The sequence below is a fragment of the Campylobacter lari genome (assembly GCF_004357905.1).
In the GTDB taxonomy this organism is placed as follows: Bacteria; Campylobacterota; Campylobacteria; order Campylobacterales; family Campylobacteraceae; genus Campylobacter_D; species Campylobacter_D lari_D.
This window is the reverse complement of record NZ_SMTT01000013.1, coordinates 1-14,752: the sequence shown is the minus strand read 5'-3', so window position 1 is coordinate 14,752 and position 14,752 is coordinate 1. Positions and strand designations below refer to the sequence as shown.

The following is a 14,752-nucleotide window of genomic DNA, read 5'->3' as shown; positions in this document are numbered from 1 at the left end:
CATATTATGAGAACTTTACTTTTGGCTTCTAAATTAAAAGAAATCTTTAATATAGTTTTTGTTAGTTTAAATAAAAATAATTTTATTTCAGGCCATAGATTGATCAAGGATTCTTGTTTTGAATTAGTTTTAATTGACAAATCTGAAGATATTATTGATATTAATTCTAATTATTTATTATGCGATGATTGTATGATAAATGATGATTTTTTTACTTATAGTAAAAAATATTTTGAGAAGATTATATGCATAGATGATGAGTGTGTATTAAAATACTATGATGTTGATATTTTAATCAATCCTAATCCCTATGCAAAGGAGTTACAGTATAATACAAACATTGCAACAAAATTATTATTTGATTATCAATTTTTAAGAGACGAATTTTATAAAAAAACACCTATTAAAATTCGTCCTGAAATAAAGAATATTTTATTAACTTTAGGTGGAAGTGATGATAAAAATTTAACTTATAAAATTATTAGTATTATTTTACCTTTTATAGAAAAAAACAATATTACTTTAAATGTTGTTATAGGAGGAGCTTTTAAGTTTAAAGATGAACTAATAAAAATTAGACATAAAAATATTGTGTTTTTTCAAAATCCAGTAATGTCTGATTTAATGGTTAAAAACGATATAGGAATTTGCGCTTGCGGACAAACTGTTTATGAATTTTTATTTTTAAAAATACCTATAATTGGTATAGTTTTAAGTGAAGATCAGAAAAGATTAGCCCAATATGGAAGTGATAAAAATATACTATATTATGCTAAAAATATAAAAGATATTGCTATTTTTTTAGAAAAAAGTAATTATAATAATAGACTAAATATGCAATATAGCATGAAATTATATAAAAAATATGAAAAATTAGAGAAAATAATTGATGAGTTGTTATGAAAAAGATTGATATAAATGAAAAATTGAAAAAAGATCAAAGACTTGAAAAGTCATATTATCCTACAGAATATTTAATACGAGTTTTGATTATACAAAAATTTATTTTATTTCCTTTATCTAAAACAAATATCACACCAAATCAAATTACTATCGCTTCTTTGATAGTAGTTGTATCCTCATTTTGTGTTATTTTTTTTAAGTATAATTTGTTTTTAGCTGGAATTTTATATTTATTATATTCTTTTTTAGATCACTGTGATGGAATGCTTGCGAGATATAAAAATATTCAGTCTAGAAGTGGCAAATTACTTGATGAATTAGTGGATAATATAGCTTTTAATGGAATTTTTTTAATTGCATATTTTTCATCTTTGATAACCTTTTTTGAATGTTTTTTGGTTGTGTTGAGTCTTAATTTGCATGCATTAATTACATCTCAATATATAGTTAAAAAATTAAAAAAAATAGAGAATTTGCAGCGTTTTGGTTTAAAAAAGAAACTTATGGATATGGGGTTTATATTAGGAATTGATGCTAGTTTATTAGCTATTTTCATAAGCTTAGGGTTGGTTTTTAATATTTTTCCATTTATTTGTTTTTTTCTAAGTATAATTTATATTGTCGATTTGGTTTATAGGCTTTATGAGTTATATTTAAATTTAAAGATAGATAGAGAAAGAAAATATTGGTCAGATTTTTATAGAAATAATCAGATTCCTTTTGAACCGTCTTTGTTTGCTAGATTTTGTTTAAAAAAATATTTTATGGGCAAAAAAAATCTTTTAGAGCTTGGGTGTGGTAATGGACGAGATGCGCTTTTTTTTGCTAATAATGGTATTGAAACTACAGCTTTAGATATATGTTTAGAAGAAATAAATTATTTAAAATCACATTATGTAAAAAACAATTTACAATTTTTATATCATGATTTTACAAATTTTAAGAGTATTAAAAAATATGATATTGTATATTCAAGGTTTACATTGCATAGTATTAATGGAGAGCAAGAAAAAAATTTACTTCCTTTGGTATATGAAACTTTAAGAAAAGATGGATTGTTTTGTATTGAGGCAAGGGGTGTTAAAAATTCTTTATATGGTTTAGGAAAAGTTAGCTTTGATGGTTTTATATATGATGGCCATTTTAGAAGATTTTTAGATTTAGATGATTTAAGGTTAAAACTAGAAAATATAGGTTTTAGTATATTGTTTGCTAATGAAGATAAAGGCTATGCTCCATTTAAAGAAAAAGATGATTTTTTTATTAGAATTGTAGCTAAAAAATAGCATTTATGTATTTATCTGGATTTTCATTTTTTGGAATTTTTATATAATAATATCCCTTAGAGTCTAATAATGATGAGGAGTAGTTAAATTCTGTTGATTTGTTTATAAGGACATGATCTTTTACAATCATATTTGGTTTATTTTTCTTTAAAAATTGGTAAAATTCAAAATCTTGTTTAGTGAAAATCATTTTTACTAAACAATAATGTTGCTCATCTATTTTGTAATTTTGCAATTTCTTTTTTAATATACTTTGCAATATTAAGGTATTATAGTTTAATCCTATGGAGTGTTCAATTAATACATTTCTCCAACCGCCAGCTCGACTAGCAATTTCAATTATTTTTACATTATTATTGTTTATTTTTAGCTCAATATGGCATGCACCATATTTAATTCCAAAAGCTTTTAAAGTTTTTAATATAATTTTTTTTATAATTTTTTCATTCTCTTTTGAAAGTCTAGCGGGAACAAGATGTTGAGTTTCTAAAAAATCATCTTTATTTTCATCATCTCGTAGATATTCTTCTGTGATAGCTAGAATTTGATGTTTTCCATTTGAAGTAATTGTTTCTACGCTATATTGCAAACCTTCTATCACTTCTTCGACTAAAACGATTTTATTGTAAGAAATTTCTTTTGCATTTAAGTATGCTTTTGTAAGTTGCTGTATATCATATACTTTCACCACACCTCTACCTGCACTTCTATCACTAGGTTTTACAACTAAAGGAAAATTCATTTTTATATTTTTTAACTCATTTATATTGTATATTTTTTCATATCTAGCTGTGGGAATGTGATATTTTTTAAAAATATCCTTCATTCTTGATTTGTCGGTGGTATTAAGAGCAACTTCATAAGAATTTAGTCCCAAATTTAAATGTTCACCTACATAACAAGATGTTATATTTCCTAATTCTGTAGCTGTTGTACCTATACCTACAATATTATATTGCTTAGCTAATTGTAAAATTTTTTCTTTCTCATGAATGCTTATAAGATGAAATATATCAGCTTCTTTTTTTAAAAAACATTTATTATCATAGTCAAATACATGTGTTATGAAGTATTTTTTTACTTCATACAAAAAATCTGCTTGAAGACTCCCTCCTCCTATGATAAAAAAGTGTTTTTTTGTTTTTATGTCATTATCAAGATAAAATAATTCTTTTTTTGTCTTAACAATCTTAAAACCATGTTTTAAATATAAATTCAAAGCTTTTGTATTTTCTTTGAAAACACATGCGTTTAAAGTTTGAACTTTTAAAACATTGAAAGCATAGTTTTTAACTTCTTGCATTAAAAGCTCACCTACACCTTTTTTTATGCCATAAAGCCCAAATTCACAAGAAAGTTTAGTAATATTGATAAAATCAATCACGCCTATGATATTTTCATCATCATATACTAAAAAATATTTTTTAGTTGCGTTTGTTTTTAAGCTAGATAAAAAGTTTAAATGTTCTTCTAGGCTAATATTTTGCGTTTTCATAAATTTAGCAATGCTTTCATCATTACGCCATTTTAAAACAAGCTTAATTTCTTCTTGAGTTAAATGGATAAAATCTTTTAAAATTATCATATAAAATTCTCCACTTCATAGCCTTTTTTAGCAAGCCATGTTGCAAGTTTTTCTTGATTTTTAGCATAAGCTATGGCTTTAAAATTTGCTTTTAAAATTAAAGCTTCATTTACCAATGAACTTGCACTAATGATGAGTTTTTTGCTTTCATTCATCAATCTTGCAAGATTAGATTGGTCAATGAGAATTTGTATATTAGGGTTTTTTTGGCTTAATTTTCGAAGTGAGTTTAGATGAGAATTTGCTTTTGTGGTAGCTATGATGATAGTTTTGTTTTTGTTAAGTTTGTTTGCTATATCAAAGGAAATATTTTTTGGATCACTTCCTCCTATACAGATAAAATAATCATAAATTTTTTCTCTTTTTATCTTGCTTTCTTGGTAAAATTCATCGCATATTAGAGCATAGGAAAAGCCACATCTTAATTCACAATATTTTGGCACTAAATTCTCATAATCACTTTCTTTAGCATAAGCATTGACATTTAGTAAAATGTCACAAAAATGTTCTTTTATCTCATCATCAAAACTTAGAATTTTAACCCCTGTTTCTAGCTTGATGAGTTTTTCATCATCTGCAGTAATTTCATAATGATCAATAATCAAAAGATCAAAATTTTCTTTTTTGATGAGATTGATTAGCTCATATACACTAGCACTTGTTAGCTCATATACAGGATAAGGAATTTCATCTATCAAAGAACCTTCTAAAGCTAAACATGCAAAAGATACATCATGATATTGCTTAGCCAACAAAAGATCTCTTTTGATATGTCCGTGTCCTATGGTGCTAGAACTATCACTTCTAAAAAGAACTTTCATTTGATTTTATGTCCATATCCTCTTTGTATAATGGTTTCTTGTAGTGGAAGTATGCTTTTATGCAAGGTTTGCTCATGAGCATCAATATGGGCTATAATTAACTCAAGCCAATCAATATGTTCTTTTATCCATAATAGAGATTTATTATACACATCATCTTCGTTTATAGGATTTAAAACATAAATTTTAGCAAGATTGAACTCAAACTGCATGAGTAGTGGATTTAGAGTTTCGTATAATTCTTGTATGTTGTTCTTATCTTCAATACTTGATTTAATTTCATCTATGCATTTTATTAGAATATTTAGATCTTCTTGAGTTTGGATATTTTGATATGATTGTTTTAAATTTATTAGTTGTTCTTTGAAAGTTTTATTTAAATTTTGGCAATGCGAAATGCTTTTTTTGATTTTAGTATGTGCTTTAAGCATTAATTCATTTTGCTTTTCAAGTTTTGGTGGTAGTAATTTTACAAAAGGTTTTTTTAATTCTTTTGTTAATAATTTTTCACATATTTGCTTAAAAGGCTTTTCTATGGCTCCTGCAATTCTAGCGCCACCTTCGGTACAATTGTAAACAATAACATCGCATTGATTGAAGCGGACAATGTCGCTTTCAAAATTTTGGCGGAATAAAGTCCAAGCAAAAGAACTTTGTACTACTCCTTTTCCTCCATAAGCTTCACATTCGTATTTCCCATAATCTCTTTTATAATATTTTTTGGTTTTATAGCTATCTGTAAGATAAGTGTAATCATTTGAATGTGAAACTCCACTTTCGCTATAGGCTAAATCTTGTCCAATTAAAATAAGATTTTTATGGTTAAGAGCTACTGCTAAATTAGCCCCCATGTTAGCTACACTCCATCCAGTTGGAAGATAGCCATAAGAATGCAATTGCATAAAATTAATAAATATAGCTCCTGTTACGGAAACTAATAAATAATTTCTATTATTACTATCAAGATATTTCATTGTATTAGGGTGAGTATATGACTTTATAACAAATGTTACATCTTTATCAAAATTACCAAAATTATTATTAAAATATTCGCTTGTTAAAGTTACTCTTTCTAAAGATAAAACATAATCGGGTTTGATATTATGTTTAGCTAAGATAGGGTAAGCACTATCTGCACAAAAAATAGTTGCTTTGCTAGCGTATTGCTTTAACAATGGAAGCTGTTTAGAAAGACTTGGTCCAGTTGAAACAATGATTGCTGTATCACTCAAGTTTTTTCTTTTTTGCAAGAGCTCTTTATAATTTGGATGCGTTAACATTTTAGGAAGATTATAGGTAAATTGTTCTATACCTTGAAGTGCATCAAGTGGCAAATTTCCATATGCAAACATAGCTTTTTTAAGGTATTCTGACATATTATTATTGACTTTTAATATATCATCATGATATCTTTCATAATAATCAGAATGTAGTTCTAAAAAATATGTTCTTGCAAAATTCAGCATAGGTTGTTGTTTGCACATTAGCTCATAATCAATTGTATTTAAAGTATTGGTATCAGCTATTACCAATCTAGCTTCTTGTAACTCTTTGCTAAAATCCATAACGCTAAAAGCACTATGGATAATTTCTAAGTCTTTTTCAAAAACAATAATAATTTTATGATGGGGATTTTGCAAAAGAGCTTTATATAAAATTCCATTTCCAAATCCATAAAAATATAATACAGGATATAGACGATATTTTTCATTATAAATTTTTAACATAGCATTTAATTCATCTAAAGGGTTTTTATAAATTAGAGTATTATCTTGAGCATTTAAAAAATTTATATCTAAGCTATCATTACCTTGAATAATCTTGTATTTTGATTTTTTAATAGCTGATAAAGTTTCACTTAATTTTGTTTTTATGCTTTTGATGTTTTTTTGTAGCATAATATTTCCTCATTATATAACTAAAATTACTTTATTATACTTTAAATTTAATAAAGAAAAAACTTATATTATATAAAATAGAAATTAAAAATCAAGAAACTATAGAATTTATAGTTTCTATTGTTGAAATCTATATAGTATTTTAGCAAATTCTAAGTCTTCAAAAGTGTCAATATCGCAAATTTTATTTCTTGGAAGTAAAAAAGCTTTAGAATGAGATTTAAACATAAAATCTTCTTCTAGCCACGCTTCTTTTTTGCCAAAATAAAATGCACCACCATCATGGTAAGCTTTAGTAAGATCTTGTGAGCGTTTATCATAATTTGACTCATCAAACATGTAAACTTTATTTTGATCATCAAGGTAAAAACCTCTTTGTATAGGGTATTCAAATTCACAAGCTGAAAATAAAAATTTACATTCTTCTTGACTAAATTGTTCAAAAGCTTCTTTTAAGATAAACTCATCTATAAGTGGAGCAGTTGCGTATAAGCAACACACATTTTCATAGATTTTACCCTGTTTTTCTAGAGTGATGATGGCATCTTGGATTACAGCGGTTGAACTTGCATAATCATCACTTAGTTCTTTTTTACGCACAAAAGGAGTCTTAGCACCATACTTTAAAGCCACTTCTATGATCTCACAATCATCACTTGAAATAATTACATCATCAAAAATACCCGAATTTAAAGCACTTTCTATGCTATAAGCAATCAATGGTTTTCCCAAAAAATCAATAATATTTTTTCTAGGAATACGCTTAGAACCACCGCGTGCAGGGATAATACAAAGATTTTTCATGATTTCTCTTTAAATTTATAAAAAAGTAAGTATAATTGAATTTTTATTTTAAAAGGCTTAACATGCTCATAAATCAAACTTATTTCATAGACTCTTGTGATGATGTAGAATTAAATATAAAAAGAGAAAGTAAATTAGAATTTAAATTAACTTATGATGATGGTAAAGAAATAGAGGCTATTGTTTGTATTATAAATGGTATTGGTGGAGATATAAAAGATGATTTATATATAAGTGATTATTGTGCTAGAAATTATAATGTAGCAGTTTTAAATGTAAATTATCATTGCATAGGAAATCGCCCTCAAACAGGAGCGGAATTTTATATAGATGATATAGATAAAATGATACTAAAAGTTAGTTTAGATGCATTGGGGATTAATAATTTACCTATTGATGTACAATCTTTAAAAACTTATGATGAATTTTATTGTGTTATAGATGTGGTAAATAAATTTATAGAAAGGTTGAAAAAAACTCAAGAGTTAGATGAAAATTATTTATTATATTTGAGTTTAGGATTTAAACCAACAAAAAATGAATATCAAAATTATGGTATTATGCAAACGATCGATGTATTAAACTCTTTGCTTTATACAAAAACAAAGATTTTGAAAAATAATAATTTGAAAGTAATTTTAACCGGATCCTCACATGGAGGATATTTAGCAAATTTATGTGCAAAAATAGCTCCTTGGCTTGTTGATGTTGTGATTGATAATTCTTCTCATGTGACGCTTGATAACAACTTATGGCGTTTTGTAGGTTTTGGTAAAGAAGTTGATTATATTAAATATTGTAGTGCAGGGATTACGCATATATTTAAGAATGTTAAATTTGCAGCTTCCGATAAAACACTATGGACTACAAACAAACAATCCCCTTATTATTTTTCACCTGCTAGAAAACTCATTAGAGAAACACTAAATAAAGATCATCTAAATATACAAGCAAAATATCCAAATCCAAAATATATTGCTTACCATTCTAAATTTGATGAATATGTTCCTTTAGAAGAAAAAGAAGAATATGTTAATATTTTAAAAGAACTTGGGGTTGATGTTGAATTTATAAAAGTTATAGATGAAAAACAAATAGATGGTAAGTTTATTAAAAATCTAACTCACGGTATGGGTATACCTATGAAATTACTTATTAAAAAACACTTACCACAAATTTTACAAGAACCTTTAAAAGATAAAACTTGTAAAAAAGAAATCTCATATAAGTGTGATGATTTAATATATACTTTTAAAGAGGAAAATGAGCAGATATTACTTGATGTGCAAAAATTAAACTAAAAGATGCAAGAAAGGAAAGAAATGAAAAATTTTTTTAACTCATTACAAGATAAAGAATTTATTTTTGCGCCACAATGCTATAAAACATGCAATGGCGGATGCTGTCATAATATTCATGCACAATATTTTAAATTTAATAAATCTAGTGCGGTGATATTACCTATGCTTGAAGTTGAATATCTTTCGCTAAAGCAAGCCGGTAATACATATTTAGAAAATGGAAAAGTCAATACCTTTACTTTAAAAAATGGAAAAAAAATCAATGCTTATTTTGCAAAATGTGATTTAAATGGACTTTGTAATCCTCATAGTCTTAGACCTTTGATATGCAAGCTTTATCCTTATTATCCTCAGGTTGATTATGATGGAAATTTTTTAGGGGTTAAACCTTGTGCGTTATTTGATATTTTTTATAAAGATGCTCAAAAGCATTATTGTACTATAACCCATAGAAAAAATGATGAGTTTTTAAAGGAATTTGAGCAAAGCACACAGGTATTAAGAAAGGAACCTATAATGATATTTGTGTTTAAGGTGCTTGAAGTAGTAGAAGAAACTCTTAAGCAGTATACTTATGATCATTATGGAAAAGTAATTTATCTTGAAGAATTAACACATGAAGAAAAATTTGATTTTTTTGCTTTTCAAGAGATTAATTCTATGACTATGCAAGCATATAGAAATGAAAAATTTATTGACAAAATTCAAGATATATATGATAATTTAGAAATGCGATATCAAGAGCATTTTACAAAGTATTTTAATGATTAGAGAAAAATTATGCTTAAAAATGAAACTTATTTTATAGACTCTTGTGATGATGTAGAGTTAAATATAAAAAGAGAAAGTAAATTAGAATATAGAATTACTTATGATGATAGCAAGCAAATGAAAGCTATCGTTTTTATCATAGGAGCGTATGGTTCTAATGTTGATTTATCAATCATTGATTTTGACAGGCAATTTATAGCTAAAAAATTTGATGTAGTGGCTGTAAGTGTTTTATATCATTGTTTTAGCTGTAGAATAAATGAAAAAGATAAAAGATATAGTGCACAATTTTCGTATGATGAATATAATGTAAATCAATTAAAAAAATCCCTAGAAAAGATGAATTTTAATACGCATGGACTTAATACATGGAATATGGAAGAATATCTTGTTTCATTAGAATCTACCATTGATGCTTATAAATTAAAAGGTGTTTTAGCTAATGATTATAAGTTTTTTATAACTTCTACTATGTTACCAGCTAATAATGAGTATCAAAATTATGGTATTATGGCTGCTATTGATTGTGTTAATACCTTAAAAGATTTGTGCAAAAACTTTCCTGATTTTAGAAGATTACCAAAAATTTATGGAGGAGCATCTTATGGAGGTTATTTATCTTTATTGATATCTAAAATAGCTCCTTGGTATGTTGATGGAGTTATAGATAATTCTGGTGAAGCAATATTGCTTTTGGGTTATATTATAGGAAAAGATTTAGATCACCCTGATGCACTTTATTATTCCAGAAATTTTCAGGTTGGAATTTTTTTAAAAACTTATTGGAATGCCAATAAAGAATCGCCATATTGCTTTAAAGATGAGAATTATGAAATAAGAACTTTATTAAATCAAACTCATTTGATTTTACAAGCTCAAAAAAATAAAAATATACTTTATGCAAGTTATCATAGTTCTGCTGACCCATTGACTTCTTGTGAATTTAAAACTCAATATATGCAAGTTTTAAAGACATTGGGTTATGATGTTAATTTTCACTTGATAGATGAAAAAGATATTGATGGTAAGTTTATAAAAAAACTCACACATGGAGGTGGAATAACAGTTAAAGCTTTATTTGGTAGGGAATTACCAAAAATGCTTGAAAAATTTAAGGATAAAAATTTTACCCTAAGAGAAGATAGTATAAGTTATCCTTGCAAGGATAAGGTTTTTACTTTTAAAGATAAAGGTAATAAATTTGTGCTTGAGATTATATAACTTCCTCAAGCATATTTTTAATCGTAGAAAAATCCTCAAAATTATCCGGAGTGATATATTTAGCATCTAAATTTTTTCCTATAAATTTTTCGATTTCAAGTATTAATTTCATCATATCAATACTATCAATAATATCATCATCCACTAAATTACGACTATTTTCATTTATATCACTTCTGTTGATTGCATTAAACATTTTTTGAATATCTTCAAAGTTAATATTCACATCTAGCTCCTTATTTTTTAGTTATAATAATACTTAAAAAATGCAAATATAAGGCTTAACATGCTCATAAATGAAACTTATTTCATAGACTCTTGTGATGATGTAGAATTAAATATAAAAAGAGAAAGTAAATTAGAATATAGAATTACTTATGATGATAGTAAGCAAATGGAAGCTATTGTTTTTATCATAGGTGGATTTGGGGCAAATGCTAATATATCTTTTTTAGATTTTGATAGAGAATATCTTGCTAAAAAATTTAATATTATTGTTGTAAATGTTTTTTATCATTGCTTTAGTGCTAGGCCTTCTATAGATGAGAAATATAATCCGATTTTTATGCCAAATGAAAAAGATTGGGAAAGTTTTTGTGAAATAGCAAAAATTTGCGATATGGAAATTTATGACCATGAAAAAAGCAATTTTAAAAATTGTATAAGAAAACTTGATGAAAGATCTAAACAAATAAAACATGAAGGAAGACTGAAAAAAGATTTTTTGATAAATCTTTCTTGTGATTTTGTATTGCCAAATAACGAATATCAAAATTATGGAATTATGGCAGCTATTGATCATATCAATGCTTTAAAAGATATAATGAAAAATTATCCTCAATTTAAATCTTTGCCTAAAATTTATGGAGGAGGATCATACGGAGGTTATTTAGCGCTAATGTGTGCTAAAATAGCTCCTTGGTATGTAGATGGAGTGATAGATAATTCAGGAGTGACATTGCCTCATTTGCCTCATTTGTTAGGTAGAGAAAGTGAGTGCGGTGAATTTGCTATTAGAGGTGATAATTATATTTTATTATGTTTTGTAAAAAAATACTGGACTAGAGATGAAAGCTCTCCGTATTTTTTAAGTGATGATAATTATATGATAAGGGTTCTTTTGAACTCAAAGCATCTAAGTTTGCAAAATGAAAAAAATCAAAATACAATATTTATCAGTTATCATAGCGCAAAAGATGAGGGAGCTCCAGTGGAACATAAGAGTAATTTTTATGAATTTTGCAAACAACTTGGATTTGATACAACTTTGCATATTGTTAAAGATGAGAATGATGTAGATGGTAGATATATAAAGAGCTTAGAGCATGGTTTGAGAATGACAGATAGGGCTTTATTTAAAAAAGAATTACCCATATTGCTTGAAAAACTAAAAAATAAAACATTTAATATGAGAGAAAATAGCATATCTTATCCTTGCAAAGATAAGATATTTACTTTTAAAGATTTTAAAGATCGATTTGAGCTTAAAATTACACGACTTTGATAAAACTTTGAAGTTTATCAAAATTTATTTTTAGGCTACATGCATTAAGGGTGATACCTGTTCCAAAGCTTCCAAGGAAAATTTGTTTATCCCCCCCCCAGTATATGAAGCTAATTCTAGAGGTAATTTATTTATAGTAGTGTTTCCATAGTTTTTAAGAATATTATCTTGGATAAAATTTAAATTTAGTCTCTCATATAGTTTTTGTTTTGAAAAATTATCAGAAGAGTGGATAAAAAATTCATCGAAATTAGTTTTTTCTAGATTGAAATGTTCAAAAAATTCTTGAAAAAATGTTGGATAGTTTTGCATAATAAAAGAAAAAGTCAAATTGTTGTTGACTTTCAAAATATTCAGACTATCTAATCTAAGTCCACCATAGGGTAAAGTTTCTTCTACACATTGAGTAGAAAAAACTTTTTGAGAAAAACAGCTTTTTTCTTTAGAATTGGTATTTTTTTCTATTAAAATCGCACTTGCACTATCGCTATTATTTAAAAAGGTAATTTTATCTTTTTGAGCGTCAATCGCTTTACTTTTTACACTGGCGCATATTAAAACAGCTTTTTTTATACTTGGTTGATTTAAAGCCAAAAACACTTGAAGCAAACTCTGTAAAAATCCAGGGCAAAAGCCTAATACATCTAAGCATAAAGTATGGCTACTTAAATTTAAATTTTTGTGGATTAAACTAGTGCAAGCTGGTGCTAAATAATCCGGTGTAAAGCTTGTAAAAACTAGTAGATCAATTTCATCTTTTTTGAGTATATCTTTTGAGAAAAGCTCCTCTAATGCTTGTGTTGCTAAATCACTTGCGTATGTTGACTCATCGCTTACGAAATGATTAAAAATTCCTGAATTTTCTTGTAAAAGTTGATATTTTCTTTCATTTATATTGCAAAGCTTTAATTCATCTTCTTTGTGGAGTGGATTTTTAGGTAGAACAATACTAATAGCTTTAATAGAATGATTAGTAGTTTTTAAATTCATTGCATTGCTTGCTCTATCATTTTTTTGATATTTTCAAAACTTTCAAAATTTTCAGCTATAATAAACTCTGCTTTTAGGGGTTTTTTATAGTGCTTTTCTATTTCAGCTACCAAAGCCATAATGTCAATACTATCTATTATGTCATCGCTAAGCAAATTTTGCATAGTTTCATTTATATCACTTCTGTCTATTTTGTTAAAAAAAATTTGAATTTGTTGCATTTCATTCCTTTGGAATTGTTATTTTTATATTATTGCTTAAAAATAAAATTATTTCAAGATGGTTTATTTCATAAAATGAAATATCATATATCATATTGTTTATTTTTACTTTAGCTTTAGGAGTAAGATTTCCATTATCCATTGCTCTTAAAAATCTTTCCATAGTTAAGATGTTCCAAGATATATCTAAAATACCATTATTAGGTAGTTGACTTATTTTGTGAATATCCCCCCCCCTAACCACAGAAATAATTTTTGGCTGAGGAAAAGAATTTTTTATATTCTTTAAACATTCCTCAAAAGATTTGATGGCTAAATTTTGCTGCATTTGGAGTAGTTTTATAGCTGTTAATGAGTTGTTTATTTTTATCTCTTTTTGCAAGATGATATCTCCTGTATCTATAGTGCAATCAACCTTATGCCAAGTGATTCCTGTTATATTTTCTTGGTTCCATATAGCCCGTATATGTGCATTTCTTCCTTTGTATTTTGGAAGTAGTGAATTATGATAGTTAATGATGAAATTTGATTCAACACATTTTTTTTGAAAAATATAAAAATTATTCACACTTAAAATAAGAGAGTTAGATATTTTCTCAAAGAAAACATCCAATTCGTTTTTATTTTTTAGTGTGATAAGTAACACTTCTTGTTTGAAAAAATTATGTGCTATTTTTAAGCACTCTTTAGCTACTCTACCTTCACCTACTAAGTAAATTTTTTCAAATTTCATGGAAATTCCTATAGAATCTGATTTCTGTTTTATTAAATTTGAAATTAGATTTTTTATAAAACTTTATAGCTTTTGTATTATTAATGTCAACATATAGTTTGTAAAATTTTGCTTTTGTATTTTCTAGGAAGAAACGGTTTAACAAAGCAAATGCTACATTTTTGTATTTGAGGCTTGGTTTTACTGCAATATAATCCAAGATAGCATTATTTAAAATATTGGAATACAACAATACTCCACATATTTTGCCATTTTCTTTATAGTGTAAAATATTATTAATGTGTTTTTTGAAATTATTTTTTTGATAAAAAAGATTAAATTCGTATTTAAAATTATTATTTAAAAAGTCATAACATTCTGCAGTTTCACCAATAGTTGGTTTTTTTATGAAATCAAATTCAATAGGCATTAAATTTTCATTCTTTAGTATCATTTGTTTAAACACCTGAAAACACTTGAAATTATTAAGCTTTAGAAATAATTGATGTTTTTCAAAATATTTTTCTTGATTTCCGATAAGTCTTATAAAAGATGGTTCTAAGTTGTATTGTTTTATTTCATTAATGAAGTAAAACAAAAGTTTTTTATTTAGAAAAAAGAAACTATTATTTTCTTGTTGGAAAAAATAATTATTATTAATTGCATGTTTTAAAAAACTTTCTTTATATTCATAGCAATTATGTAATAAAAAACCATTATCATGTGTTTGTGAAA

General features: G+C 26.2%; 15 protein-coding genes and 1 pseudogene. 6 read left to right on the top strand and 10 right to left on the bottom strand.

The features are described 5' to 3' along the window. Together E2O22_RS07950 and E2O22_RS07685 are read left to right on the top strand one after the other, a co-directional pair. On the top strand, positions 1-903 hold a 903-nt coding region (locus E2O22_RS07950; protein ID WP_165955282.1), incomplete at its 5' end, for a hypothetical protein. Then, complete coding sequence (locus E2O22_RS07685; protein ID WP_133319967.1) at positions 900-2,189, top strand: CDP-alcohol phosphatidyltransferase family protein; 1,290 nt, start codon at positions 900-902, stop codon at positions 2,187-2,189. The genes E2O22_RS07950 and E2O22_RS07685, both read left to right, overlap by 4 nt. Here the strand turns inward: E2O22_RS07685 and E2O22_RS08090 are convergent. The 5 genes and pseudogenes from E2O22_RS08090 to pseF form a co-directional block, all read right to left on the bottom strand. Beyond that, positions 2,179-3,336, bottom strand: a complete 1,158-nt coding sequence (locus tag E2O22_RS08090) for an ATP-grasp domain-containing protein (protein WP_341765411.1) — start codon at positions 3,334-3,336, stop codon at positions 2,179-2,181. The two genes, E2O22_RS07685 and E2O22_RS08090, sit on opposite strands and share 11 nt — an antisense overlap. 9 nt (positions 3,337-3,345) lie before the next feature. Next, positions 3,346-3,774: pseudogene (gene pseH / locus E2O22_RS08085) on the bottom strand (UDP-4-amino-4,6-dideoxy-N-acetyl-beta-L-altrosamine N-acetyltransferase); the annotation flags it as partial. Then, positions 3,771-4,595 (bottom strand): UDP-2,4-diacetamido-2,4,6-trideoxy-beta-L-altropyranose hydrolase, encoded by an 825-nt coding sequence (gene pseG, locus E2O22_RS07675; protein ID WP_133319965.1) that lies wholly within the window; start codon positions 4,593-4,595, stop codon positions 3,771-3,773. The pseudogene pseH and the gene pseG, both read right to left, overlap by 4 nt. After that, the gene (locus tag E2O22_RS07670; RefSeq protein WP_133319964.1) at positions 4,592-6,493 is read right to left on the bottom strand and encodes a motility associated factor glycosyltransferase family protein; all 1,902 of its coding nucleotides are present in this window, start codon (positions 6,491-6,493) and stop codon (positions 4,592-4,594) included. Before E2O22_RS07670 ends, pseG begins: the two co-directional genes overlap by 4 nt. Before the next feature lie 117 nt (positions 6,494-6,610). After that, positions 6,611-7,297 (bottom strand): pseudaminic acid cytidylyltransferase, encoded by a 687-nt coding sequence (gene pseF, locus E2O22_RS07665; protein ID WP_133319963.1) that lies wholly within the window; start codon positions 7,295-7,297, stop codon positions 6,611-6,613. A gap of 62 nt (positions 7,298-7,359) precedes the next feature. On the opposite strand from pseF, the gene E2O22_RS07660 reads away from it, so the two are divergent. The 3 genes from E2O22_RS07660 to E2O22_RS07650 are packed head-to-tail and all read left to right on the top strand — an operon-like array spanning position 7,360 to position 10,590. Beyond that, complete coding sequence (locus tag E2O22_RS07660; protein WP_133319962.1) at positions 7,360-8,598, top strand: DUF2920 family protein; 1,239 nt, start codon at positions 7,360-7,362, stop codon at positions 8,596-8,598. Positions 8,599-8,619: 21 nt separating this feature from the next. Further along, on the top strand, positions 8,620-9,369 hold the full coding sequence (locus E2O22_RS07655) for a hypothetical protein (protein WP_133319961.1): 750 nt from the start codon (positions 8,620-8,622) through the stop codon (positions 9,367-9,369). 9 nt (positions 9,370-9,378) lie between these two features. Further along, positions 9,379-10,590, top strand: a complete 1,212-nt coding sequence (locus tag E2O22_RS07650) for a DUF2920 family protein (RefSeq protein ID WP_133319960.1) — start codon at positions 9,379-9,381, stop codon at positions 10,588-10,590. On the opposite strand, the gene E2O22_RS07645 is transcribed toward E2O22_RS07650, so the two are convergent. Beyond that, positions 10,583-10,816: an acyl carrier protein gene (locus tag E2O22_RS07645; RefSeq protein ID WP_133319959.1), complete on the bottom strand. Its 234-nt coding sequence runs from the start codon at positions 10,814-10,816 to the stop codon at positions 10,583-10,585. The two genes, E2O22_RS07650 and E2O22_RS07645, sit on opposite strands and share 8 nt — an antisense overlap. 60 nt (positions 10,817-10,876) lie before the next feature. Here E2O22_RS07645 and E2O22_RS07640 point away from each other — a divergent pair, with 60 nt between their 5' ends. Beyond that, positions 10,877-12,094 carry a DUF2920 family protein gene (locus E2O22_RS07640; protein ID WP_133319958.1) on the top strand — a complete coding sequence of 406 codons (1,218 nt, stop codon included), beginning with the start codon at positions 10,877-10,879 and terminating at the stop codon, positions 12,092-12,094. A 30-nt stretch (positions 12,095-12,124) separates the two neighbouring features. Here E2O22_RS07640 and E2O22_RS07635 read toward each other — a convergent pair whose 3' ends face one another. The 4 genes from E2O22_RS07635 to E2O22_RS07620 form a co-directional block, all read right to left on the bottom strand. After that, on the bottom strand, positions 12,125-13,084 hold the full coding sequence (locus tag E2O22_RS07635) for a 3-oxoacyl-ACP synthase (RefSeq protein ID WP_133319957.1): 960 nt from the start codon (positions 13,082-13,084) through the stop codon (positions 12,125-12,127). Beyond that, positions 13,081-13,305: an acyl carrier protein gene (locus tag E2O22_RS07630; RefSeq protein WP_133319956.1), complete on the bottom strand. Its 225-nt coding sequence runs from the start codon at positions 13,303-13,305 to the stop codon at positions 13,081-13,083. The genes E2O22_RS07635 and E2O22_RS07630 overlap by 4 nt, the downstream gene beginning before the upstream one ends. Before the next feature lies 1 nt (position 13,306). Continuing rightward, the gene (locus E2O22_RS07625) at positions 13,307-14,038 is read right to left on the bottom strand and encodes a formyltransferase family protein (protein WP_133319955.1); all 732 of its coding nucleotides are present in this window, start codon (positions 14,036-14,038) and stop codon (positions 13,307-13,309) included. Then, the coding region (locus E2O22_RS07620; protein ID WP_133319954.1) for a GNAT family N-acetyltransferase at positions 14,028-14,752 on the bottom strand (725 nt) is incomplete at its 5' end. The genes E2O22_RS07625 and E2O22_RS07620, both read right to left, overlap by 11 nt.

Bases quoted from the DNA above. Each gene is read 5' to 3' on its own strand.
- E2O22_RS07685 (WP_133319967.1), top strand. From the start codon at position 900: ATGAAAAAGATTGATATAAATGAAAAATTGAAAAAAGATCAAAGACTT.
- pseG (WP_133319965.1), bottom strand. From the start codon at position 4,595: ATGAAAGTTCTTTTTAGAAGTGATAGTTCTAGCACCATAGGACACGGA.
- E2O22_RS07670 (WP_133319964.1), bottom strand. From the start codon at position 6,493: ATGCTACAAAAAAACATCAAAAGCATAAAAACAAAATTAAGTGAAACT.
- pseF (WP_133319963.1), bottom strand. From the start codon at position 7,297: ATGAAAAATCTTTGTATTATCCCTGCACGCGGTGGTTCTAAGCGTATT.
- E2O22_RS07660 (WP_133319962.1), top strand. From the start codon at position 7,360: ATGCTCATAAATCAAACTTATTTCATAGACTCTTGTGATGATGTAGAA.
- E2O22_RS07655 (WP_133319961.1), top strand. From the start codon at position 8,620: ATGAAAAATTTTTTTAACTCATTACAAGATAAAGAATTTATTTTTGCG.
- E2O22_RS07650 (WP_133319960.1), top strand. From the start codon at position 9,379: ATGCTTAAAAATGAAACTTATTTTATAGACTCTTGTGATGATGTAGAG.
- E2O22_RS07640 (WP_133319958.1), top strand. From the start codon at position 10,877: ATGCTCATAAATGAAACTTATTTCATAGACTCTTGTGATGATGTAGAA.
- E2O22_RS07635 (WP_133319957.1), bottom strand. From the start codon at position 13,084: ATGAATTTAAAAACTACTAATCATTCTATTAAAGCTATTAGTATTGTT.
- E2O22_RS07630 (WP_133319956.1), bottom strand. From the start codon at position 13,305: ATGCAACAAATTCAAATTTTTTTTAACAAAATAGACAGAAGTGATATA.
- E2O22_RS07625 (WP_133319955.1), bottom strand. From the start codon at position 14,038: ATGAAATTTGAAAAAATTTACTTAGTAGGTGAAGGTAGAGTAGCTAAA.